This window comes from Leifsonia sp. AG29 (assembly GCF_009765225.1).
In the GTDB taxonomy this organism is placed as follows: Bacteria; Actinomycetota; Actinomycetes; order Actinomycetales; family Microbacteriaceae; genus Leifsonia.
This window is the reverse complement of sequence record NZ_VMSF01000001.1, coordinates 1,354,351-1,378,201: the sequence shown is the minus strand read 5'-3', so window position 1 is coordinate 1,378,201 and position 23,851 is coordinate 1,354,351. Positions and strand designations below refer to the sequence as shown.

Annotated in this window: 18 protein-coding genes; 4 read left to right on the top strand and 14 right to left on the bottom strand. The window is 70.4% G+C overall.

Annotated features, from left to right (window positions below; translation table 11 throughout):
* Positions 1 to 13: 13 nt before the first annotated feature.
* Positions 14 to 2,584, bottom strand: coding sequence for an alpha-glucan family phosphorylase (gene glgP / locus FPT20_RS06690; protein WP_158863768.1), 2,571 nt, complete (start codon positions 2,582 to 2,584; stop codon positions 14 to 16).
* Between the two features lie 57 nt (positions 2,585 to 2,641).
* On the opposite strand from glgP, the gene FPT20_RS06685 reads away from it, so the two are divergent.
* Together FPT20_RS06685 and glgB are read left to right on the top strand one after the other, a co-directional pair.
* Positions 2,642 to 4,756 (top strand): alpha-1,4-glucan--maltose-1-phosphate maltosyltransferase, encoded by a 2,115-nt coding sequence (locus tag FPT20_RS06685; protein ID WP_442786478.1) that lies wholly within the window; start codon positions 2,642 to 2,644, stop codon positions 4,754 to 4,756.
* 10 nt (positions 4,757 to 4,766) lie between these two features.
* Positions 4,767 to 6,974, top strand: coding sequence for a 1,4-alpha-glucan branching protein GlgB (glgB, locus tag FPT20_RS06680; RefSeq protein ID WP_158863766.1), 2,208 nt, complete (start codon positions 4,767 to 4,769; stop codon positions 6,972 to 6,974).
* Positions 6,975 to 7,030: 56 nt separating this feature from the next.
* Here the strand turns inward: glgB and FPT20_RS06675 are convergent, their stop codons facing one another.
* The 3 genes from FPT20_RS06675 to FPT20_RS06665 are packed head-to-tail and all read right to left on the bottom strand — an operon-like array spanning position 7,031 to position 10,762.
* Entirely contained in the window at positions 7,031 to 7,816 is a 786-nt protein-coding gene (locus FPT20_RS06675; protein WP_158863764.1) for an SDR family oxidoreductase, read from the bottom strand.
* Between the two features lie 56 nt (positions 7,817 to 7,872).
* Positions 7,873 to 8,853: a tetratricopeptide repeat protein gene (locus FPT20_RS06670; RefSeq protein ID WP_158863762.1), complete on the bottom strand. Its 981-nt coding sequence runs from the start codon at positions 8,851 to 8,853 to the stop codon at positions 7,873 to 7,875.
* Positions 8,854 to 8,872: 19 nt separating this feature from the next.
* Complete coding sequence (locus FPT20_RS06665) at positions 8,873 to 10,762, bottom strand: hypothetical protein (protein ID WP_158863760.1); 1,890 nt, start codon at positions 10,760 to 10,762, stop codon at positions 8,873 to 8,875.
* Between the two features lie 178 nt (positions 10,763 to 10,940).
* Between FPT20_RS06665 and FPT20_RS06660 the strand changes: the two genes are divergently transcribed.
* On the top strand, positions 10,941 to 13,709 hold the full coding sequence (locus tag FPT20_RS06660; RefSeq protein ID WP_158863758.1) for a hypothetical protein: 2,769 nt from the start codon (positions 10,941 to 10,943) through the stop codon (positions 13,707 to 13,709).
* Positions 13,710 to 13,730: 21 nt separating this feature from the next.
* A complete protein-coding gene (locus FPT20_RS06655) occupies positions 13,731 to 14,768 on the top strand; it encodes an AI-2E family transporter (protein ID WP_158863756.1) in 1,038 nt (345 codons plus the stop codon).
* Positions 14,769 to 15,169: 401 nt separating this feature from the next.
* Here the strand turns inward: FPT20_RS06655 and FPT20_RS06650 are convergent, their stop codons facing one another.
* The 10 genes from FPT20_RS06650 to FPT20_RS06605 form a co-directional block, all read right to left on the bottom strand.
* The gene (locus FPT20_RS06650; RefSeq protein WP_158867894.1) at positions 15,170 to 15,904 is read right to left on the bottom strand and encodes an alpha/beta hydrolase; all 735 of its coding nucleotides are present in this window, start codon (positions 15,902 to 15,904) and stop codon (positions 15,170 to 15,172) included.
* Positions 15,905 to 15,965: 61 nt separating this feature from the next.
* The gene (locus FPT20_RS17950; protein WP_233265419.1) at positions 15,966 to 16,271 is read right to left on the bottom strand and encodes a hypothetical protein; all 306 of its coding nucleotides are present in this window, start codon (positions 16,269 to 16,271) and stop codon (positions 15,966 to 15,968) included.
* Positions 16,272 to 16,344: 73 nt separating this feature from the next.
* Positions 16,345 to 17,067, bottom strand: a complete 723-nt coding sequence (locus tag FPT20_RS06640; RefSeq protein WP_233265418.1) for a lytic transglycosylase domain-containing protein — start codon at positions 17,065 to 17,067, stop codon at positions 16,345 to 16,347.
* Between the two features lie 54 nt (positions 17,068 to 17,121).
* Entirely contained in the window at positions 17,122 to 17,670 is a 549-nt protein-coding gene (locus FPT20_RS06635; protein ID WP_158863754.1) for a DivIVA domain-containing protein, read from the bottom strand.
* Positions 17,671 to 17,682: 12 nt separating this feature from the next.
* Positions 17,683 to 18,702 carry a phosphatidate cytidylyltransferase gene (locus FPT20_RS06630; protein WP_158863752.1) on the bottom strand — a complete coding sequence of 340 codons (1,020 nt, stop codon included), beginning with the start codon at positions 18,700 to 18,702 and terminating at the stop codon, positions 17,683 to 17,685.
* 3 nt (positions 18,703 to 18,705) lie between these two features.
* A complete protein-coding gene (gene frr, locus FPT20_RS06625) occupies positions 18,706 to 19,260 on the bottom strand; it encodes a ribosome recycling factor (RefSeq protein WP_158863749.1) in 555 nt (184 codons plus the stop codon).
* 91 nt (positions 19,261 to 19,351) lie between these two features.
* On the bottom strand, positions 19,352 to 20,080 hold the full coding sequence (gene pyrH / locus FPT20_RS06620; RefSeq protein WP_158863747.1) for a UMP kinase: 729 nt from the start codon (positions 20,078 to 20,080) through the stop codon (positions 19,352 to 19,354).
* 128 nt (positions 20,081 to 20,208) lie between these two features.
* On the bottom strand, positions 20,209 to 21,039 hold the full coding sequence (gene tsf, locus FPT20_RS06615; RefSeq protein ID WP_158863745.1) for a translation elongation factor Ts: 831 nt from the start codon (positions 21,037 to 21,039) through the stop codon (positions 20,209 to 20,211).
* Between the two features lie 51 nt (positions 21,040 to 21,090).
* Positions 21,091 to 21,972, bottom strand: a complete 882-nt coding sequence (rpsB, locus tag FPT20_RS06610; RefSeq protein WP_158863743.1) for a 30S ribosomal protein S2 — start codon at positions 21,970 to 21,972, stop codon at positions 21,091 to 21,093.
* 214 nt (positions 21,973 to 22,186) lie between these two features.
* Positions 22,187 to 23,632, bottom strand: a complete 1,446-nt coding sequence (locus FPT20_RS06605) for a sugar porter family MFS transporter (RefSeq protein ID WP_233265623.1) — start codon at positions 23,630 to 23,632, stop codon at positions 22,187 to 22,189.
* Positions 23,633 to 23,851: the final 219 nt, after the last annotated feature.

Genomic DNA, 23,851 nt, shown 5'->3' with positions numbered 1-23,851 from the left:
CGCCGGGATGCGCTCAGGAGGCGGCGGTCACGAGCCCCAGCTCGGCGGCTCCCAGCAGCAGCCCGTTGACCGGCACGACGCGCACGGTGTACCCGAACGAGCCGGCCCACGTGAGCCGGACGGTCCCCTCGAACTCGTGAGCCACCGCCGGGTCCTCCGTGCCGGGGACCGACGAGTCGACCGTCAGAGGCAGGTAGTGGAGGTCATGGATCTCGTCGCCGTCCTTGCTGCGACCGTAGACGACCTGCACCTGAACGTCGTCCGGGGAGAGCCCGCCCAGGTTCACCAGAGCCCGCACATGCAGCTCCTCGCCGACCTGCGGCACCGCGTCGAGTCCGCCGGCGTCGACGTGCGCGACACTGACGGCGGGCCACGCGGCACGGACCCGCGCCTTCCAGGCGGCGAGCGAGCGCGCGTCGGCGTATCCGCCCTTCGTGAGCAGCTTCTCGTTGTTCCACGCCGGGATGTAGAGCCGCTCGACGTACTCGCGGACCATGCGCTCTGCGCTCAGCGGCGACGAGAGGGTCGCGAGGGTGTGCCGGATCTGACTCACCCACGCGGACGGGACGTCATCGCCGTTGCGCTCGTAGAACCTCGGCGCGATCTGATGCTCGATCAGGTCGTACATGGCCTCCGCTTCGAGCGCGTCGCGCTCGGCGCCGTCCCCGGCGGCATCGGCGGACGGGATGGCCCAGCCGTTGTCGCCGTCGTAGAACTCGTTCCACCAGCCGTCGAGGATCGAGAGGTTCAACGCTCCGTTGAGCGCCGCCTTCATACCCGACGTGCCGCACGCCTCGAGCGGCCGGAGCGGGTTGTTGAGCCAGACGTCGGTGCCCGGGTACAGGAGCTGGGCCATGCCGATGTCGTAGTCCGGGAGGAACACCATGCGCTGCCGGATCTCCGGCTCCGAGGCGAACTGGACGAGCTTCTGGATGAGCCGCTTGCCCTCGTCGTCGGCGGGGTGCGACTTGCCCGCGATCACGAACTGCACCGGCCGCTTCGGGTCGAGGAGGATGTTCCTCAGCCGCTCCGGGTCGTGGAGCATGAGGGTCAGGCGCTTGTAGGTCGGCACGCGGCGCGCGAACCCGATGGTGAGCACGTTCGGGTCGAGGAGGTCCTGCATCCACACGGGCGCGATGCCGCCCGGGTTCTGTTCCTCCCAGGCGACCATCACCCGCCGGCGGGCGTCCTGCACGAGCTGTTCGCGCATGCGGTTCCGCACGCTCCACAGGTCGAGATCCGTGACCGCACCGCTGTCCGCCCAATTGGCGTGCGTCGTGTCGTCCGTCCCGAGCTTCTCGATCGCGAGCGCGCGCAGCGCGGGGTCGGTCCACGTCGGGGCGTGCACGCCGTTCGTGACCGAGTCGATCGGAACCTCCTGGGCGTCGAATCCGGGGAAGAGCCCGCCGAACATCTGCCGGCTCACGGCTCCGTGCAGCTTCGAGACCCCGTTCGCGTGCTGGCCCAGCCGCAAGCCCATGACCGCCATGTTGAACACCTCGGCGGCGCCGCCCGGGTAGTCCTCGGCGCCGAGCGCGAGCACCTGGTCGACGGCGACGCCGGGGAGGAGCGAGGTGGAGAAGTACCGCTGGACCAGCGCCCGGTCGAACCGGTCGATCCCGGCGGGGACCGGCGTGTGCGTGGTGAACACGGTGCCCGCCCGCACCACCTGCAGCGCCTCGTCGAAGGTGAGCCCGTCGCCGATCAGGTCGGAGATGCGCTCCAGGCCGAGGAAGCCGGCGTGGCCCTCGTTCGTGTGGAACACCTCGGCGGGCGGGGCGCCCGTGAGGTCGGCCCACGCCTTGACGGCGCGCACGCCGCCGATGCCGAGAAGCAGCTCCTGCAGGAGGCGGTGCTCGCCGCCTCCGCCGTAGAGCCGGTCGGTGACCGAGCGCAGGGACTCGACGTTCTCCGGGATGTCGGTGTCGAGGAGCAGCAGGGTGACCCGGCCGACCGCCGCCTGCCACACCCGCGCGTTGAGCACGCCGTCCGGCAGGGCCAGCGTGATCTGGACGGGCGTCCCGTCCGGGTTGCGCAGCACGCTGAGCGGCAGACCGTCCGGATCGAGGACCGGATAGCTCTCGAGCTGCCACCCGTCCGGCGAGATCGCCTGCGAGAAGTACCCCGACCGGTAGAACAGCCCGACGCCGACGAGCGGGACGCCGAGGTCGCTGGCCGCCTTCAGGTGGTCCCCCGCGAGGATGCCGAGACCGCCCGAGTACTGCGGCAGAGCCGCGGTGATCCCGAACTCCGGCGAGAAGTAGGCGATCGTGGCGGGGGCCGCTTCGAGGCCCTGGTACCAGCGCGGCTCGCCGAGATACGAGCGGAGGTCGTCGCGGACATGGCCGGCCCACTCGACGTAGCCCGGGTCGTCGGCGAGCTCGGCGAGCCGCTGCGGGTCGACCGAGCCCAGCAGGGCGATCGGGTCGTGCCTCACGAGCTGCCAGAGCTCCGGCGAGATCCGCGCGAACAGCTCCTTCGTCGGCTCATGCCACGACCAGCGGAGGTTGCCGGCGATCTCCTCGAGCGCGGAGAGGTTCTCGGGGAGGACGGCACGGACGGTGAATCTACGGATGGCCTTCACTCGCACCACTGTAGGGGAGGCTCATGTCGCGCAGGTTAATGAGTGTACGGTCGGGGTGTGGTGAAGAGCGCAGCGACCAGGTCAGCAGCCGCGGCGAACCGGGCCGAGGCCCACCCGCCCGCGCCGGAGGATCCGACCGCATCGGGTGACGGTGCGCCGCCGGCCGGCACCGAGGGGCCGTACGAGCCGATCCTCCCCCGCATCCCCATCCTCCAGCTCTCGCCCCAGGTCGACGAGGGGCAGTGGCCGGCCACCGCCTTCAGCGGCGAGGTCGTCCCGTTCGCCGCCACCGCGTTCCGTGAGGGACACGATCGCATCGGCGTCGAGCTGCTGCTCCTCGATCCCGCCGGCGTCCAGACGGAGCACCGCATGCATCCGGGCGCTCCCGGCACGGATCGCTGGGAGACGGAGGTGCAGCTCGACGCGACGGGGCTGTGGCGGTACCGCATCCAGGCCTACGCGGACGACTACGCCACCTGGCGGCACAACGCCGAGGTGAAGGTCCCCGCCGGCATCGACGTCGACCTCATGCTGCGCATGGGCCACGACCTCCTCCACAGCGCCGCTTCCGACAAGCGGCGGAGCACCGCCGAGCGCCGGCACCTGTCCGAGGCGGCGAAGGCCACCGCCGATGCCGCGCGCTCCCCGGAGGACCGCCTCGGCGCGGCGACGGACGAGCGGATCCTCCGGATCCTCTCGGAACGCCCGATCGTCAGCCTGCCGTCGCTGTCCGTGACCCGGTCGATCGTGGTCGAGCGCACCCGCGCCGGCGTCGGGAGCTGGTACGAGTTCTTCCCGCGGTCCGAGGGCGCCAAGAAGCTCCCCGACGGGTCCTGGCAGTCGGGCACGTTCCGGACCGCGGCCAAGCGCCTCCCCGAGATCGCCGCCATGGGCTTCGATGTCGTCTACCTGCCGCCGATCCACCCGATCGGCCGGACGTTCCGGAAGGGCCCCAACAACACGCTCGACGCCGGACCGCACGATCCGGGGTCGCCGTGGGCGATCGGCGGCCCGGAGGGCGGCCACGACGCGATCCACCCGGATCTCGGCACCGAGAAGGACTTCGTGTTCTTCGTCGGCAAGGCCAAGCAGGCGGGCCTCGAGGTCGCCCTGGATCTCGCCCTGCAGGCCTCCCCGGACCACCCCTGGGTCACCGAGCACCCCGAGTGGTTCACGACGCTGCCGGACGGGACGATCGCCTACGCGGAGAACCCGCCGAAGAAGTACCAGGACATCTACCCGATCAACTTCGACAACGACTACGAGGGGCTCCGGACCGAGGTGCTCCGCATCGTCCGGCACTGGATGTCGCTCGGTGTGCGCATCTTCCGCGTCGACAACCCCCACACCAAGCCGCTGCACTTCTGGGAGTGGCTGATCCACACCGTCAACGCGACCGACCCCGACGTGGTCTTCCTCGCCGAGGCGTTCACGCGTCCCGCCCTCCTCCGCACGCTCGCGAAAGGCGGCTTCCAGCAGTCGTACACGTACTTCACGTGGCGGAACACGAAGGAGGAGCTGGAGGAGTTCCTCACGTCGCTCGCGACGGAGACCGCCGACTACCTCCGGCCGAACCTGTTCGTGAACACGCCCGACATCCTGACCGAGTACCTCCAGTTCGGCGGCCCGGCCGCGTTCAAGATCCGCGCCGCGATCGCGGCCACCGCCGCTCCCACCTGGGGTGTCTACTCCGGGTTCGAGCTCTTCGAGAACGTGGCCCGCCCGGGAGCGGAGGAGTACATCGACAACGAGAAGTACGAGTACCGGCCGCGCGACTACGCCCGGGCGCAGAACCAAGGCCGTTCCCTCGCCCCGTACCTCACGATGCTCAACCGGACCCGCAGCGAGCACCCTGCGCTGCGTCAGCTCCGCAACCTCCGCGTGCACTCGAGCGAGGACGACAGCGTGCTCGTCTACTCGAAGTACCTGCCCGGAGAGTTCACCCGGAGCGGCAAGCCCGACGCCGTGATCGTCGTCGCCAACGTCGACCCGCACTCCGTGCGCGAGACGATGGTGCACCTCGACGTGACCGCCTTCGGCCTCCGTCCCGGGGAGCCGTTCGAGGTGAAGGACGCGGTCACCGGTCAGCGCTGGACCTGGACGGACGACGACTACGTCCGCCTGGATGCGTTCACCGAGCCCATCCACGTGCTCGCCGTCCGACCCCTGTAGAGGAGCCCCCATGACCCCGATCCCCGAAGGCGCAGCCGCGGTCGATCTGCCCGACCTCGACGACGGTCTGCTCGCCGCGGTGGCGGCCGGCAGCTACCACGACCCGCACGCGGTGCTCGGTCAGCACCGGATCGCCGCGCCCGGCGTCGCCGATCCGATCACCGTCATCCGGGTCCTCCGGCCCCTCGCCAAGGAGGTCGTCGCGGTCCTCCCCACGGGAGCCCGCCTGGAGCTCGCGCACCTCTCGCGCGGCATCTGGCAGGGGGTGGACATCATCGGGCCGGGCGCCTACCAGATCGAGGCCCGGTACGACGACGGCACCACGTGGACCACCGACGACCCCTACCGGTTCACGCCGACGGTCGGCGAACTCGACCTCCATCTGATCGCCGAGGGGCGGCATGAGCAGCTCTGGACCGTGCTCGGGTCGCACCTCCGCGACCTCGGAGGCGTCAGCGGGACCTCGTTCGCGGTCTGGGCGCCGCACGCCCGGGCCGTCCGGGTCGTGGGCGACTTCAACGGCTGGGACGGAACGCTCCACGCTATGCGCAACATGGGATCGTCGGGAGTCTGGGAACTGTTCGTCCCGGGGCTCGGCGAGGGCGAGATCTACAAGTTCGACCTCCTCGGCCAGAACGGCGCGTGGGTGCGCAAGATCGATCCCCTGGCCCAGGCCGCGGAGGTGCCGCCCGCCACCGCCTCCCGCGTCACCGTCAGCCGGCACGAGTGGCAGGACGACGCGTGGATGCAGCGCCGTCGCGAGAACGACCCGCACTCCGGCCCCATGAGCATCTACGAGCTCCACTTCGGCAGCTGGCGCCCGGGGATCGGCTACCGCGAGGCCGCCGACCAGCTGATCGACTACGTGGGAGCGCTCGGCTACACGCACGTCGAGTTCCTCCCCCTCGCCGAGCACCCGTTCGGCGGCTCCTGGGGCTACCAGGTGACCGGGTACTACGCCCCGACCAGCCGCTTCGGCAGCCCGGACGACCTCAAGTACCTCATCGACCGTCTCCACCAGGCGGGCATCGGCGTGCTGCTCGACTGGGTCCCGGGTCACTTCCCCAAGGACGACTGGGCGCTCGCCCGGTTCGACGGCCAGCCGCTGTACGAGCACGCGGACCCGCGCCGCGGCGAGCACAAGGACTGGGGCACCTACATCTTCGACTACGGCAACTCGCAGGTGCGGAACTTCCTCGTCGCGAACGCCCTCTACTGGCTGGAGGAGTTCCACATCGACGGCCTGCGGGTCGACGCGGTCGCCTCCATGCTGTACCTCGACTACTCGCGCTCCGACGGCGAGTGGGAGCCGAACATCTACGGCGGCCGCGAGAATCTCGAGGCGATCGGCTTCCTGCAGGAGGTCACGGCGACCTCGTACAAGCGCAACCCGGGCACCGTGATGATCGCGGAGGAGTCGACGAGCTACCCGGGGGTCACCGCGCCGACGAGTTCGGGCGGACTCGGTTTCGGCTTCAAGTGGAACATGGGCTGGATGCACGACGCGCTGCAGTACATCCAGGAGGACCCGATGTACCGGCACTACCACCACAGCGAGATCACGTTCTCCCTCGTGTACGCCTGGAGCGAGCACTTCCTCCTGCCGATCAGCCACGACGAGGTCGTCCACGGGAAGGGTTCCCTCATCGGGAAGATGCCGGGCGATCACTGGCAGCAGCTCGCGAACGTCCGTGCGTTCCTCGCCTTCATGTGGGCGCATCCCGGCAAGCAGCTGCTGTTCATGGGTCAGGAGTTCGGGCAGTACTCGGAGTGGAGCGAGGAGCGCGGCCTCGACTGGTGGATGCTCGACCAGCCGTCCCATCGCGGCCTGTGGGACCTCGTGGCCCAGCTGAACACGGTCTACCGCGCGCACCCCGAACTGTGGGCGCTCGACAACGACCCGGCCGGGTTCGAGTGGCTCGACGGGTCGGACGCGGCGGGAAACGTCATCGCCTTCCTGCGCAAGGACCGCGACGGCTCCCCCATCGCCGTCCTGATGAACTTCTCCGGCAACCCGCACGGGAACTACCGGATCGGCCTCCCGCACTCCGGCGAATGGGAGGAACTGCTCAACACGGACGCCGAGGCCTACGGCGGATCCGGTGTCGGGAACTTCGGCGCCGTGCACGCGGTCGACGAGCCGTGGATGGGCCGGCCCGCCTCGGCCGTCGTGACGCTCCCCCCGCTGGGGTCGCTGTGGCTGAAGCCGCGCCGCTGAGCAGGGCGAGCGGGACCGGCGTCGGGCCTGGGCGCTGAGCCGCACCGCGAGCGGCGTCAGCCCCGGGCGCTGAGCCAGGCGTCGTAGTCCATGCCGTCGATCGCGGCATCGGGCACGACGTTGCGGCCGGCGCGCCAGGTGCTGCCGAGCGGTCCGCCCAGACGCACCCCGACCACCGGACGACGGGCGCCGCTCGCCTCCTTCCAACGCTCCGCCAGGGCCCGCGCCGACTCGATCCGCGGACCGCCGATGGTGCGGATCGAGTCCGGCTGGCCATCCCCCTCGGCAGCATCGACGAGCACGCGGGCCACATCGGGCACGGCGATCGGCTGGAACCGGGTGCGGGAGGGGGCGATCAGGGCACCGAAGGGCCGGCCGCGCTCGAAGACGGCTGTGACGAAGTCGTGGAACTGGGTGGCGCGGACGATGCGCGCCTCCAGGGGCGAGTCGAGGAAGATGCGCTCCTGCGCCGCCTTGGCCCGGTAATAGGAATAGCCCGAGCCGTCGGCGCCGACCACCGACAGCAGCACCGCACGGCGCACACCGAAGCGAGCGGCGGTGTGGAGGAGGTTCAGCGAGCCGGTGGCGAAGACGTGGGAGGCCCGGCGACCGTCGGCGTTGGAGGCGTCGATGAGCACGTCGGTGCCCTCCACCGCCTCCTCGAGTCCGTTCCCCGTGACGAGGTCGGCGACCACATAGACGGCACCCGCGACATACGCATCGTCATCGTCGTCGGGTGCTCGCCGGGCGGCGACGACGACCTCATGACCGCGCTCGACCGCCTCCGCCGTGACCGCACGGCCTGCCAGACCGGTACCACCGACGACGAGCACGCGGGACATTGCGCAGGGCCTCCAGGGGTTTCGGGTCCGCCGCCGGAGGCCGCAGGGGGCGCGGCTCAGTACAGCAGCGACGCCAGCCTAGCCCTCGCCCTCACCACGCGGGGGTCGTCCACTCCGACGATCTCGAAATAGTCGAGGAGCCGGGTGCGCACCGCGTCGCGCGCCTCGGGGCCGAGCTTCGGGAAGAGCGCCAGCAATCGGTCGAAGGCGTCGTCGACGTGGCCGCCCGAGAGGTCGAGGTCCGCGACGGCGAGCTGCGCGTCCGGGTCGGCGGGCGCTGCCGCCGCTGCGGAGCGCAGCTCATCGATCGTGCGGCCCGACAGGCGGTGGAGCAGGCTCACCTGGGCGAGCCCGGCGACGGCCATGCGGTCGCGCGGGTCCTGGGCGATCGCGGTCCGGTACGCCTTCATCGCGCTCTCGTAGTCGCCGCGCTCGATCGCGTCGTACGCCTCCTGGTGGAGGGGCGGGAGCGGTTCGGGTGCGGGCTCGGCCGCCTCGGCGCCCTCGGCGCCGGCGGGCAGCCCGGCGTCGCCGTCGACGGCGACCGAACCGGTGACGCCGTTCTGCGCCGCAAGCTGGAGGAGCTGCTCAATGACGTCGCGCACCTGCGGTTCGGGGAGCGCGCCGACGAAGAGCTGGACGGGCCGGCCGCCGACGATCGCGGCGACCGCGGGGATGGACTGCGCCTGGAACGCCTGCGCCAGCTGCGGGTTCGCATCGACGTCGACCTTGACCAGGACGAACCGTCCCGCGTAATCGGCGGTCACCCGATCGAGGATCGGGGTGAGCTGCTTGCACGGCTCGCACCAGTCGGCCCACAGGTCGATGACGACCGGGACGGTCATCGACAGGTCGATGAAGTCGTTGAAGTTCGCGTCCGTGCCCTCGAAGTAGAGGCTGGGGAGCACGAGCTGCTCGCCCTCCGCCCCGGCGGACGGTGCGGCGGCGGGTGCGGCGGGACCGGCGGGCCGGTTCACGAGGCCGCTCAGGTCGACCGCACCCCGCAGGTTGGTCGGGCTCGGCGGGACGTTGCTCATGGGTCCTCCTCGGGTGTGACTACTGGACTTCCTTGGCGCCGATCATGCCCTGCGAGAAGCCGAGGAGCGTGATCTTGGCGTCGGACCCGGCGGGCGGGACGTAGAAGGCGAGCTGGTAGCCGAACGTCGACTCGATGCCGGTCTTGCTCGACGCGACGCCGCTGAGGGCCGCCGCGGTCGTTCCGGCGCTCACCTCGGCACCGGCCTCGACGACCTTGAGGACCTGCGACTCCTGGAGGTCGACCCACACGATCGCGCCCGAGTCGTTCGTGGCCATCGCCACGACAGGGGCGTCACCGGGCGTGCTCGTGAAGGCGAGGGAGGCGGTGGCCGGCACGGCCGCCTTCTGCTTGGCCTTCCACTCGGCACCCACCTGGCTGCGCAGCGTGTCGCCCTCGGCGTTGAACAGGGCGGCGCTCTTGCTCTGGTCGCCGTTCATCAGGACATCGCCGTATGCGGCGGCCACCTGGTTCGGCGGCAGCTTCAGGAGCTTGGAGTCGGGCGGCACCACCGCGGCGCCGATGCTGGCGGGCGCGAGGTTGGGCACCTTGGCCTTCGGCTCCAGGGAGACCGCGTACTGCACGAGGTAGTTGTCGCGCGGCGTCTGCTGCACGAGAGTCAGCGCGATCGGCGCCTGGGGCTTGCCCTGGGCGTCGTTCGGCGACTGGATGACGGCGGTCACGGTTCGCGGCCAGGTGTCGGTCGACTGAGGCAGGGCGAGGACGATCGGGCTCGAGGGGATCGCCGGCAGGGCCGGCTCGTCCGCCTTCTTGGCACGGATCGCGTAGTTGGCCTTGCGGAGCTCGAGCGCGGGGCCGGTGAAGCGCTGAGCGGCGAGGGTGGGATCGGCCTTGGCGTCGGCGTCGGCGGCGGCGGTCGAGATGCGCTTGACGATGCGCTCGAGCTGCGGGACGGTCACGGCCGGAGCCGGCTGGCCCTTCCCGCCGGGCGCCGGCGCGGGAGTCGGCGTCGCAGCCTGAACCGGCGAGATCGCAGGCGCCGCCAGCGCCTGCCCGGCCGTCGTGCCGGTCAGCGCGAGAGCGCCGATCAGCGCGGCCGGGACGATCGCGCGGACGCGGCGGCTGGAGCGCCGGCCGCGGGGGGTCGCCTCGACCATGGCGGTGGGCTTGTACTTGGGGGCCTTCGGCAGCTTGGGCATCTTGGGTCCGGACTTTCGACGGGGGCCGCGCGATCGGCGGTGGGTGTAGAGGCCCCACAGGTAGAGGGCGATGCCGATGACGAGGAGCACGAGGCCCCCGATGATCAGCGGGAACGCCCAGGGGGTGCTGGAATCGACCGGCCACGTCACGGCGACCTTGTTCGGCGCGGGCTTGCTCCCGTCGGAGGCCACGATGACGCTGACACCGGCGGGCACGTTCATCCGCGTGACCTGCGCGTCGGCGCCGTCGAACTCCTCGAGCCACAGGTCGGAGCCGGCCGGGCTGGGGCCGGTCATCGCCGACGAGGACGAAGAACCCGCCGAACCCGGAGTCGCCGTGGGTGCGGGGGTCGGAGCGGGGGTCGGGGTCGGAGCGGGCGTGGCGGTCGGCGTCGTGGAGCCCGCGACCGTGCTCCGCGACCGCACCGTCTTCGCGGCGAGCTGCCCGGTCGTCTTGTCGAAGGAGACCGAGGCGTACGTGAGGCCCGAGAGCCACGCCTGCACGTCCTGCGTGCGCCCGTAGGCGACGACCTGCGTCTTCGGGTCCGGCGCGCCGGACACGGACAGCACCTGCTGCCCCGGATGGGCGTTCAGGGCGCTGCCGTCGATCACGACGTACCGGGGGTCGCCGGAGATCGTGGCGGCGGCCGTCAGGCGGGTGGGCGGCGCGAACACGGTGCGCTGCGCGATCCCGGCGACGATCATGACGGCGGCCACGACGAACGCGACGATGGCGAGTACGAAACGCAAGCAGACTCCTCGTGTGCCTGGGGGCGGGCGGCACAGTCACAACACGATACTCGACGACCCTGAAAGGCATCTAACCGTTGACTGGACGCGATCGACAGCCCCCGTGCGGGTGAAACGCACGAAATGTAAGATCGAACGGGCGCTCGCCCCCCGTCAGCCCTACCCCAGGAGTAACACCGTGGCCACCGACGATTCGAACTTCACCCAGGTCTTCCGGGGGTACGACAAGGACGAGGTCGACAAGGCCGTCCAGGACCTCCGCCGCGAACTGATCAAGTCGAACACCCAGGCCGCCGACTCCGCCAAGGAGATCAAGCGGCTGCAAGCGCGCATCGAGGAGCTCAACGCCGAGATCGAGGAGGTCGGGAGCCCGACCTACTCCGGGCTCGGCACCAAGCTCGAGAACACGCTCCGGGTCGCGGAAGAGCAGTCGACCCGCCTCATCGCCCAGGCCGACATCGATGCCGAGCGCCTCCGCGCGGGTGTGGCGGCCGAGGTCGAGAAGATCAAGAAGACCGCGGCGCAGCAGGCGGAGCGCATCCTGGCCGACGCCCAGGCGCGCGCCACGACCATGCTCGAGGACGCGTCGATCGAGTCGGGCGAGCTGCTCGCCAAGACCCGCGCCGACAAGGAGACCCTCCTCAACGACGCCATGCGCGAGGCCGCCGCCATCCGCGGCGCCGTCGCGACCGAGGCCGCGGAGCTCCGGGCCACGAGCAAGCGTGAGGCGGCCGCCGTGCGTGCGGAGGCCGATCGCGAGGCCGCCGAGCTCCGGGCCGTGGCCTCCCGGGAGGCGGAGGCCGCGCGCGCCGAAGCCGCCGAACTCGACCGCATGATCGCGGCGCGCCGCGCAGAGCTCGAGAGCGAGCTCGCGGAGGATCGCGCGGCCTTCGAGCGCGAGTCCGCCCAGATCCGTCTCGAGCTCGACCGCCGCGTCGCCGAGACGGGCGATCGGCTCGCCGCCGAGGAGGCGGAGACCCGGCGCTCGCTCGCCGCCGAGGCCGCGCAGACGCGGGCCGACCTCGCGGCCGAGGTCGAGGAGCAGCGGGCGACGCTGGCCGCGGAGACCGGGCAGCTCCGTGCCGACCTCGAGAACGAGGACCGGACCACGCGCCAGGCGCTCGCCACCGAGGTGGAGCAGACCCGCGCGTCCCTCGCGGCCGACGTCGAGCGCACCCGCGCCGACCTCGCCGCCGAGGTCGCCAGGACGCGCTCCGAGCTCGAGGAGGAGGTCGCCACGACGAAGTCGCAGCTGACCGACGAGGTCACGCGCACGAAGGCGGAGCTCGCCGACGAGGTGACGCGAACGCGCGCCGCCCTCGAGGACGAGGTGGCGACCACCACCTCCCGGCTCGCGGACGAGGTCGCCCGGACGAAGGCCGCCCTCGCGGACGAGGTCACGACCACGAAGTCGCAGCTGGCCGACGAGGTCCAGCGCACCCGCAAGGCGCTCGGCGACGAGACGCTGCAGACCCGGACCGCGCTCGAGCGGGAGTCCACCGAGACCCGCGCCGCGCTCGAGTCCGAGCGCACCGCGACCGCCGCCCAGCTCGCCGCTGACCGCGAGCAGACCGCCAGCAGCCTGGCCGCGGAGATCGAGCAGACGCGGGCGCGGCTGGCGGCCGAGGCCGAGCGTCAGCGACGCGAACTCGAGGAGGAGACCGCCCGGGTGCGCGCCGAACTGGCGCTCGAGGTCGACACGGCCCGGAGCAAGCTCGGCGACGAGATCGCACGTCGCCGCAGCGAGGTGGAGGCCGAGCTCGCGGCGGCCCGCGCGGAGCTGGAGTCCGAGGTCGAGGCGACGAAGGCCGCTCTGGAGGCCGAGGTCGAGCAGACCACCTCGGCCCTGGACACCGAGGTCACCACGACGAAGTCCGCCCTCGCCGCCGAGGTCGAGCAGACCAGGTCCGCCCTCGAGGCCGAGGTCACCACGACGAAGTCCGCCCTCGCCGCCGAGGTCGAGCAGACCACGAAGCGCCTGGCGGCGGAGGTCGCGCAGACCACCTCCGCTCTCGAGGCCGAGGTCACCACCACGAAGTCCGCCCTCGCCGCCGAGGTCGAGCAGACCAAGACGGCCCTGGCAGCAGAGGTCGAGCGGACGGAGGCGGCCCTCGCGGAGGATCGCGAACGGACGCGGCGGCAGCTCGAGGAGGACGTTCGCCGCACCTCCGTCGAACTCGCCGACCAGCGGGCGGCCACCGAGAACGAGCTCGCTGACGCGCGCGAGCAGCAGCGGCTGGCCCTCGAGCGCGAGGCCGAGGAGACGCGCATCGCGCTCGCGGCGGAAGCCCAGCAGACGCGCGTCGACCTCGAGAAGGAGACCACCGAGGCTCGCACCGAGCTCGCCCGGGAGCTCGCCGAGGCACGGACCGCCCTGGAGGCCGAGCTGGCCGAACGGAAGGCCGCGTTCGAGCAGGAGGCCGCCACCTCCCGAGCCGCGCTGGAAGCCGAGCTCGCCGAGCTCCGCACCAAGACCCGGGAAGAGGTCGACGCGAGCACTCGGCGGATCGAGCAGGCGCGCATCGACCTCGACGTCGAGCTGCGCGCCCGCCGCGACGAGGCCGAGCAGGACTACCTGGCCCGTCATCAGGAGGCGGTGGCCCAGACCCAGAAGTACCTCGACGAGGCCAACCTCCAGCTCGCCGACGCGGTCAAGCGGACGGCCCAGGCCCGCAGCGAGGCCGAGGCCTTCGAGGCCGAGGCGCGGAAGACCGTCACCGAGGCCCGCAAGGAGGCCGAGGAGACCGCCCGGAGCATCGTCCGCGAGGCCGAGGAGCGCGCGGACGGGCTCATCGCCGACGCCGAAGAGCGGACGCAACGCCTCGTCGCTGACGCGGAGGAGCGTCTCTCCCAGATTAGGATCGAGCGAGAGGCCGTCGCCGGGTACTTCGAGAACCTGCGCGGCTTCCTCCAGCAGGCCGAGAAGGTGTCGGCAGACAGCGAGTGACGTCGAGCCCCGGGGAGACCAGTGAAGATCCAGAATTCTTTCCGGCTGGGACTGATCGGGACGCTCGGCGTCGGGCTCGGGATCCTCATCCTGAGCGCGATCACCAGCCTCGCGACGATCATCACCTACATCGGGGCGGCCCTGTTCCTCGCGCTCGGCATCGAGCCCCTGATCGCCTTCCTGGAACGCCGGAAGTTCCCGCGCTGGCTCGCGCTTCTCGTCGCGCTCGTCGTCATCCTCGGCGCGTTCGTGGGCCTCATCTGGGCGATCGTCCCCATCGCGGTCGATCAGGCGACGCAGCTCGTGAACAACACGATCAGCTGGGTCAACAACGGCGGCGCCGAGCAGTGGTTCCTCGGGCTGCAGCACCAGTTCCCGACCATCGTCAATCAGCAGAACATCGACGCGGTCACCAAGTGGCTGCAGCAGAACCTCCCGGACATCACGAGCAAGGTCCTCCAGACCGGCATCGGCATCGTCCAGGGCGCCTTCGGGGTCATCATCGTCGTGATCCTGACCATCTACTTCACGGCGTCGCTGCCGAGCATCAAGCGCGCCAGCTACCAGCTCGTGCCCGCCTCGCGCCGCGCGCGCTTCTCAGACCTCGGCGACCAGATCACGGACTCGGTCGGCAAGTACGTGATGGGGCAGGTCGCCCTGGCTCTCGTCAACGGCGTGCTCAGCGCCATCTTCCTCAGCGTGATCGGCGCGAAGTTCCCGATCCTGCTCGCGTCCATCGCCTTCTTCTTCTCGCTCATCCCCCTGGTCGGGACGATCACGGGCTCGGTCATCATCGTCGCCGTGTGCTTCCTGTCCGGCACGCCGACCGCGATCGCGGCCGCGATCTACTACCTCGTGTACATGCAGGTGGAGGCGTACTTCCTCAGCCCGCGCATCATGAACCGGGCCGTGTCCGTGCCCGGCGCACTGGTCGTCGTCGCTGCGCTGGCGGGAGGCACCCTCCTGGGCATCCTCGGGGCGCTCGTCGCAATCCCGTTCGCCGCCGGAATCCTCCTGATCGTGAAACAGGTCGTCATCCCCCGCCAGAACGAGCTCTGAGGCGCCGCCTCCGCCGCCGCGCCCTCCGCCCCTCCGCTCGTGCGCGTCTCCGCGCGCTGTCGCACATTCGTGCCGAATGCGCCCTGCGCTCCCTCCCAGCCCCTCATTCGTGCTGAATGTAGGCTGCCTGCTCATCGCGCCCACAACATGCACCTCGCGGATTCGTGCCGAATGTGCGCGAAGAGGCGCCTCCCACCTACATTCGTGCCGAATGCGGCTCGCGCCCACAACCTGCACCTCGCTGATTCGTGCCGAATGCGCGCGAAGAGGCGCCTCCCACCTACATTCGTGCCGAATGCGGCTCGCGCCCACAACCTGCACCTCGCTGATTCGTGCCGAATGTGCGCGAAGAGACGCCTCGCACTTACATTCGTGCCGAATGTGGCTCGCGCCGGCGCGGCTCAGACGGAAGCGGCCGCTCCCGAGGAGACGGGCCAGCGCGTCGGCAGGGGCAGGGCCGCCGGGTTCAGCCGCTCCACGATCTCGTCGAGCACCCGGCGGGTCTGGTTCTCGCCCACCCAGAGGTGCTTCCCTCCCGCGACGTCGACGAGCTCGACCTGCGGCAGCGGGCGGAAGCGCTCGGCAGCCTCCTCGGGCCGGAGGAAGTCGTCGAACTCGGGGATGAGCGCCACGAGCGGCCGCTCGTCGCCCGCCCAGGCCGCGAGATGCTCGGGCTTCGCCCGGTGGAGGGGCGGGGAGAGGAGGATGACCCCGTCGACGGGCTGCTCCCGCCCGTACATGAGGGCGAGTTCGGTCCCGAACGACCAGCCCAGCAGCCACGGGTGCGGGAGGCGACGCTCGGTCACGAACGTCATGGCCGCCTCCACGTCGTAGCGCTCGTCGACGCCGTGCCCGAACTCGCCCTGGCTGCGTCCGCGCGGTGAGGACGTCCCGCGCGTGTTGAACCGCAGGACGGCGATGTCCGCCAGAGCGGGGAGGCGTGCCGCCGCCTTCCGGAGGATGTGGGAGTCCATGAAGCCGCCCGCCGTGGGCAGCGGGTGGAGGGTGACGAGGGTGGCGACGGGCTCGCGGTCGAGCGGTGACGAGAGTTCTCCGACCAGGTCGAGGCCGTCGCGCGTTCTCAGGGTGATCTCTTCGCGGCGCGCCGGCAACTCGACGCCGCCGCGGATCTCGATGGGTTCGGTCGTCACTGCGGTCGTGCTCCTGTCGTGTCCGCCCCGCGGTCCGGCTGCGGGTTCATGCGAGGCGCCAGCAGGCTTCGTGCCAGTGGCGCCGGCCGGCCAGGTCCGCGGCGTCGCCCAAAACGCCGTCCGCCCGCCATGCGACGATGTGCGCTACTCCGGGCCCGATCTCTCGACCGCATCCCGGGCAGCTGTACTCCTTCGCGGCCTGGGCGGCCGAGACGGGCTGAACGTTCCATTCGACGCCCCGGCGCACCTCCGTGCGACGCCATCCGCTGAGGAGGCGCTCCAACGGCTGCGGCCGCTGCTCCTCGCGGCGCCCGTGACCATGACGGCCTCGGGGTCGGTTGCTGCGCGGCATGAATCCAGTCTATTCGAGCACTCCCGGCCATGCCGGGGCCGCGAGAGGAGGCGCTCCTCCGACCAGAAGGGACTCAGTACCAGCCTGTCGACTGCGAGTGAGCCCACGCACCGCAGGGGTTCGTGTAGCGACCGGCGATGTACCCGAGGCCCCAGTTGATCTGCACGGTGGCGTCCGTCTGCCACCCCGGACCCATCTTGCTGCCGGGCAGCGCCTGGGGGATCCCGTATGCACCGCTGGGGTTGGAGGCGTTCACGCGCCACCCGGACTCGCGGTTCCAGAGGGAGACGAGGCAGCTGTACTGGTCGTCACCCCAGCCGCGGTCCTTCACCATCTGGTACGCGATCGCCTGCGCCGTGCCCGGGCTCGGGATCGGGGCGGACGGGGCTGCGGCGCTCGATCCTCCACCGGAACCGGACCCGGAGCTCGACGACTTCGTCGGGCTGGGAGTCGGCGTCGGCGTCGGGGTCGGCGTCGGCTTGGGTGTCACGGTGACGGCCTCGCGGGTGACGGTGAGACCGGAGGCGTCGGGCGCGGTCAGCGACTGCGTCGGCGCGCCGTCGTACCGTGCCGTGGTCGGGATGGCCTGCGCCTCGGCCGCGTAGGCGGGCGTGGCCGTCGAGCCCGAGAACGGGTCGACCACGTTGACCAGCGCGAAGCCCACCGCCGCCGTGAAGGCGAAGCTCAGAAGGAGGGCGCGCGACCGGATGTGCGGACGCCGGGATCGCCGGAACGCGACGCCGACCGGGTTGGCCGGGGTCAGCGGAACAATCTCTGCTGCTTCTCGTCTACCCACGATCACAGAACGATAACGGACTTCTGGCCGAAACCCAAGAAAGGCCCCCCTCATTCAGCGAACAGCCAGCATCACATCGGTGACGCTGTCGAGCAGCAGATCGACCTGGACCTCGCGATACCCGCCCCGCTGCTCGCGGAACGTCACGGTGCGCACCTCGTCGACGCTCATGGGCCGGCCGTCCTGGAAGTAGCGGACCAGCCGGTTCGTGAAGCGGTCCACCTCCTGGCGGTTGTAGCCGAGCGTGAGCAGGCTCACCCGGTCGAAACGCCGACCCGCGGGGCGGTCGAGACGGTTGAGGATGACCTGAGCGGTCGTCCGCGCCTCCTCGAACCATGCGGCGTCGCCCTTCTGGGCGCGGAGCGCCTCCCGCTCGCGGGCCGCGAAGGCGTCCTCCAGCCGCTCCAGCGCGGCGTCGACGTGCGAGGTCGAGTAGCCGCCCTTGGCCATCGAGAAGGCGGTGTGACGGATGTCGGCAGCCGTGAGAGCGCCCGCTGCCGTCGCGTCGCCATCGTAAGCGCGCCGGGCCTGCCGGAGGAACTCGTCGACCTGCTCCGCGTCGTAGCCGGGCTTCGAGCGGGGGCTGCGGGGGAAGGTGCTCACTCCCCCATTGTGTCATCGGAAGATCAGGAAGAGCACGTAGGTCGCGGCGGCCGACGGGAGGATCGAGTCGAGCCGGTCGAGGAAGCCGCCGTGCCCGGGGAGCCACGAACTCATGTCCTTGATGCCGAGGTCGCGCTTGATCAGCGATTCCGCCAGGTCGCCCGTCGTCGCGGTGAGGAGGAGGACGATGCCGAACAGGACGCCGAACCACCACGGGCGGCCGACCATGAAGAGCGAGACCAGCACGCCGGCGATGATGGAGGCGGCGGCCGCCCCGGCGAATCCCTCCCAGGTCTTCTTGGGACTGATCGTGGGCGCCATCGGATGGCGCCCCCAGGTGAGCCCGCTGACGTAGGCGCCGGTGTCGACGGCGACGACGACGATCAGGAACCCGAGCACCCACCACTCCCCGCCGTTCTCGGCGAGGAGCAGGATGACGAAACTGGCGAGCAGGGAGACGTACAGCTGGACGAGGACGCTCCAGGTGAGGTCGCGCGCGAGCGCGCTCCCCCCGCGGCGAACCCCGGGCGCAAACTGCTCAGCCAGCCTCCACAGGACGACGAGCACGACGGCGGCCGAGAGCGCGACCAACTGACCGCCGGCATGGAAGTAGAACGTCACCGGGACGATCCCCACGGCGCCGGCCACGGTCGGGATCCGGGGTACCCGCTTTCCCGCCCCGCGGAACGCCTGGGCGAGTTCGAACGACGCGAAGCCCGCGATCGCCACCCCGAACACCAGGAAGAGCTCCTTGATGAAGATCAGGCTCACGACGACGACAGCTCCCGCGGCGAGGCCGATCACGATCGCGAGGATGAGGTTGCGCCCGGTGCGCTGGGCGATCCTCTCGTTCGTCGCGTCGAGCTGCGCCTTCCGCACCTGCACCTGGCGCTCGAAGTCGGCTCGCGTCGCCTGCACCTGGGCGCGCAGATCGGCGCGCGACAGGCGCTCCCTGTGCTCGTGCGACCCCCGCCGCTCCCCCGGTCCCGCAGGCGGCGGAGCCGCAGCGCCGGGACTGCTGTCGTCGCTCATCGGCTAGACCTCGAGGAGTTCCGCTTCCTTGCGCTTCAGGGCCTCGTCCACGGCGTCGACGTGCGTGCGCGTGATCGTCTCGAGCTCCTTCTCGCCACGAGCGAGCTCGTCGTCGCCGACCTCGCCCTTCAGCGCGTCGAGCTCGTCCTTGGCCTTGCGCCGGATGTTGCGCAGCGCGACCTTGGCGTCCTCGCCCTTGCCGCGCACGATCTTGACGAACTCCTTGCGGCGGTCCTCTGTCAGCTCGGGAAGCGTCACCCGCACGATCTCCCCGTCGTTGCCGACGTTGGCCGAGAGGTTCGGCATGGTGACGATGGCCTTCTCGATCTCCTTGAGCGCCGACTTGTCGTAGGGCGTCACGAGCAGGACCCGGGCCTCCGGGTTCTGGAGCCCGGCCAGCTGGGCCAGCGGGGTCGGAGACCCGTAGTAGTCGACGAGGACCTTCTGGAAGAGAGCCGGGTTGGCGCGGCCCGCGCTCACGGTGCCGAAATCCTCCCTTGCCGCGTCGACGGTCTTGCTCATGCGCTGACGGGCGTCGGAAATCACATCCGCGATCACGGTTTCTCCTTCAGATCGATCAATCGTTCTCTAGTCTATGGCCGGGCGCCGGGGCGCCCGGTGCACGAACCGTTCCGGTACGCGGACGCGCTCAGCCGAGCAGGGTGCCGATCTCGGCGCCGAGGAGGGCCGCGGTGACGTTGCCCGCGGGCTCGATCCCGAAGATGCGCATCGGCATCCCGTTGTCCATGCAGAGGCTGAGCGCCGTGCTGTCCACCGCCTTCAGGTTCTGCTGCAGCGCCTCCTGGTGGCTGATCTGATCGATCTTCCGCGCCGCGGGGTTGGTGCGCGGGTCGTCGTCGTACATGCCGTCGACGCCGTTCTTGGCGACGAGCACGACGTCGGCGTTGATCTCGAGGGCGCGCTGGGCGGCGACGGTGTCGGTCGAGAAGTACGGCAGCCCCGCGCCCGCACCGAAGATGACGACTCGTCCCTTCTCCAAGTGACGCTCGGCGCGGCGCGGGATGTACGGTTCGGCGACCTGGGTCATCTCGATGGCCGACTGGACGCGGGTCTCCGCTCCGGCCTGCTCGAGGAAGTCCTGCAGGGCGAGCGAGTTCATGACTGTGCCGAGCATGCCCATGTAGTCGGCCCGCCCACGGTCCATGCCCCGCTGTGAGAGCTCAGCGCCGCGGAAGAAGTTCCCGCCGCCCACGACGATCGCGATCTCCACGTCCTCGGCGGCCTGCGCGATCTCGCGGGCGATGCTGCTGACGATGTCGGGGTTGACGCCCAGCTGGCCGCCTCCGAACGCCTCGCCGGACAGTTTCAGAAGGACCCGGCGTCGCTGTCCTGGACGGCTCTCTGTTGCTCCCGACATGCGTGTATGGGTCCTTCCGTGAGGTGTGTTTCGGTTAAAGCTAGTGCGTGGGTCCGGTGCCGCGCAGGTCTCGGCACGCAAAAGGAGTCCGGATCGTACGAGACGATCCGGACTCCTTCACGCGTGGATCAGGCGCCGACCTTGAACCGGGCGAAGCCGGAAACGGTGAGCCCCGAGTCCTTGAGCACCTGGCTGATGGTCAGCTTGTTGTCGCGGGCGTACTCCTGCTCGAGGAGGGCGACCTGCTTGAAGTAGGCGCCGAGGCGACCCTCGATGATCTTCGGGAGCGCAGCCTCGGGCTTGCCCTCGTTGCGCGAGATCTCCTCGACGATGCGACGCTCGTTCTCGACCTCTTCGGCCGGGACGTCCTCGCGGGTGAGGTAGGTCGGGTTGGCGAACGAGATGTGCTGCGCGATGCTGCGGGCGGTCTCCGCGTCGTCGCCGGCGTAGCCGACCACGACACCGACCTGCGGGGGCAGGTCCTTGGAGGTCTTGTGCAGGTAGATCGCGAAGTGCTCGCCCGTCACGACGGCGACGCGCCGGAGCTCGACCTTCTCGCCGAGGATCGCCGCCTCGTCGCCGATGAGCTCGGCGACGGTCTGGCCGCCGGCGGAGGCCGCGAGGCCGTCCTCGACGGTCGCCGCGCCCGAGGCCGCGACGGCGTCGAGGACCTTGTCGGCGAGGGCGATGAACTTCTCGCCCTTGGCGACGAAGTCGGTCTCGCAGGCGAGCTCGATCATCGTGGCCGTGCCGTTGCCGTTCTCCTTGGCCGCGACGAGCCCCTCGCTGGTGGAGCGGTCGGCGCGCTTCGCGTTGCCCTTCGCGCCCTTGAGGCGCAGGATCTCGGTGGCCTTCTCGATGTCGCCGTCGGCCTCCTCGAGGGCCTTCTTGGTGTCGACCATTCCGGTGCCGAGCTGCTCGCGGAGAGCCTTGATGTCGGCGATGCTGATGTTTGCCATTGTTCTGACTGGAACCTTCTGTCTCGAAGACTTCTGAAGCGGTGCGGCGGATTACTCGGACGCGGCGGCGTCGGCCTCGCCCTCGGCGACGACCTCGGCGGAGTCCGCCTTGGCCTCGGCGAGGTCGGCGTCGGCGGCCTTCTCGGTCTCGGCGCTCGCCTGGACCTCGTCGGACGACTGCTGGAGGAGCTCCTGCTCCCACTCGGCGAGCGGCTCGGCCGGCTCGGCGCCCTCCTCGGGCTTCTGGTGGCGCTGGATGAGACCCTCGGCCGCGGCGTCGGCGACGATGCGGGTGAGGAGCGAGACGGAGCGGATCGCGTCGTCGTTGCCCGGGATCGGGTACTGGACCTCGTCCGGGTCGCAGTTGGTGTCGAGGATGGCGATGACCGGGATGCCCAGCTTCTTCGCCTCGTCGATCGCGAGGTGCTCCTTCTTGGTGTCGACCACCCAGAGAGCGCTCGGGGTCTTCGACAGGTTGCGGATGCCGCCGAGCGACTTGTGCAGCTTGTCGAGCTCGCGCTTCTTGATGAGCAGCTCCTTCTTGGTGAAGCCGCTCGTGGTGCCCTCGAAGTCGAGCTCCTCGAGCTCCTTCATGCGGGCGAGGCGCTTGGACACGGTCTGGAAGTTGGTCAGCAGACCGCCCAGCCAGCGCTGGTTGACGTAGGGCTGGCCGACACGGGTCGCCTGCTCGGCGATCGCCTGCTGAGCCTGCTTCTTCGTGCCGACGAAGAGGATGGTGCCGCCGTGGGCGACCGTCTCGCGGACGAAGTCGTACGTCTTGTCGATGTACGCGAGGGACTGCTGCAGGTCGATGATGTAGCTGCCCGAGCGCTCGGTGAGGATGAAGCGCTTCATCTTCGGGTTCCAGCGGCGGGTCTGGTGCCCGAAGTGGACGCCGCTGTCGAGCAGCTGGCGCATGGTGACGACGGCCATTGCCGTTCTCCTTCTGTTCACGGTTGTCTGCGGCGGCCGGCGGCCGACGCTCCTGGTGCCCCGCGCGCATCCGCTCCCCGTGCGCCGCACGCGACCGTGCGAAGCGGAGGGAGACCGGTGGATGTGCGCCCCGCCCTCGTGGAGGGCCTGCGGGCACGCGTAGTCACTCCGACAAGCGGAGTGCTCCATGAATTCTATCAGGAAGAGGCGGCGCTCAGCGACGCGGGATGGTCTCGCCCGACGATCGCACCTGGACGCCGCGGGCACGGCCTCCCGCCTCCCGGAACAGCGTCTCGGCGTGCTCGAGCGCCATGCCGTTGGTCTCCGGGATCTTGAAGAACACGAAGAAGAACGACAGGGCAGCGAACACCGCGTACATGCCGTAGGTGAACGGGAGGGAGAACGCGGCCATGGGCGGGAACGAGACCGTCACCAGGAAGTTGGCGATCCACTGGGCGGCCGCCGCCACCCCGAGCGCCTTGCCGCGGATCCGCGTCGGGAAGATCTCCCCCAGGAGGACCCAGACGAGCGGGCCCCACGACGCGCCGAAGCAGATGACGAAGATATTGGCCGCGATGAGGGCGATCGGCCCCCAGGGGTTCGGCAGCGACACCGCTCCGGCCTTCGTCACGGCGAACGCGAACGACAACGACATCACGCCGAGCGAGACGGCCATGCCCACCGAGCCGGTGAGCAGGATCGGGCGGCGCCCCACCCGGTCGACCAGGAGGATGGCGACGACGGTCACGACGACGTTCGTCACCGAGGTGATCACGGTGATGAGGAGGGAGTTGCTCTCGGTGAAGCCGACCGCCCGCCACAGCGTCGTCGAGTAGTAGAAGATCACGTTGATGCCGACGAACTGCTGGAACACCGAGAGGATGATGCCGATCCAGACGATCGGCTTCAGGCCGAGCCGGTTGCCGAACAGGGTCGCCTTCTCCCCTTCCTTGTCCTCCTCGATGGCGCGCTCGATGTCGGCGATCTGCCGGTCGACGTCGCCCTCGGGGACGATGGTCGCGAAGATCCGGCGCGCGTCGTCGTGCCGCCCGGTCGCGAGGAGGAACCGCGGCGACTCGGGCAGGGTGAGCGCAAGCACACCGTAGACCACGGACGGGATGACCCCCACGAGGAACATCCAGCGCCACGCCTCGAGGCCGAGCCAGAGCTCCTTGGAGGCTGAGCCCGCGATGCCCGCGAGCAGGGCGTCGGAGAGCAGGGCCACGAAGATGCCGATGGTGATGGCGAGCTGCTGGAGGGACGCCAGGCGCCCGCGCGACTGGCGCGGGGAGATCTCGGCAATGTAGGCGGGGGCGACGACCGAGGCGATGCCGATGCCCAGGCCGCCGATGATGCGCCAGAACCCGAGGTCCCACGCCGAGAAGGCGAGGCCGGCGCCGATCGAGCTCGCGAGGAACAGCACGGCCCCGAGCAGCATCACCTTCAGCCGGCCCCAGCGGTCGGCCAGGCGGCCCGCGATGAAGGCGCCGACCGCGCAGCCGAGCAGCGCGACGGCCACGATGAACCCGGTGACGACCGCGTTGAGCGCGAAGTTGTGCTGGATCGAGTCGACCGCACCGTTGATGACGGAGGAATCGAAACCGAACAGGAAACCTCCGACGGCCGCCGCGATCGCGAGGCCGGTGACCCTCCGGCGCATCGCAGCGGTCGGGCGCGGAGCGTTCTCCTCGGTCGTGTCGGTCGTCCCCCGGCGTTCTTCAGTCATGACATCCCTTTTCGATTGTGCGTCCCTCCCGGATGCCGGCTTCGGCGGAAGAGGGCGATGCACACGGTACGCCCGCTTGCGCGGTACCGAAACGGCCCAGGCACGGAACCCGGGGTCTGTGCACAGGAGTCCGGCCTTCGGCCCTTGTCCACG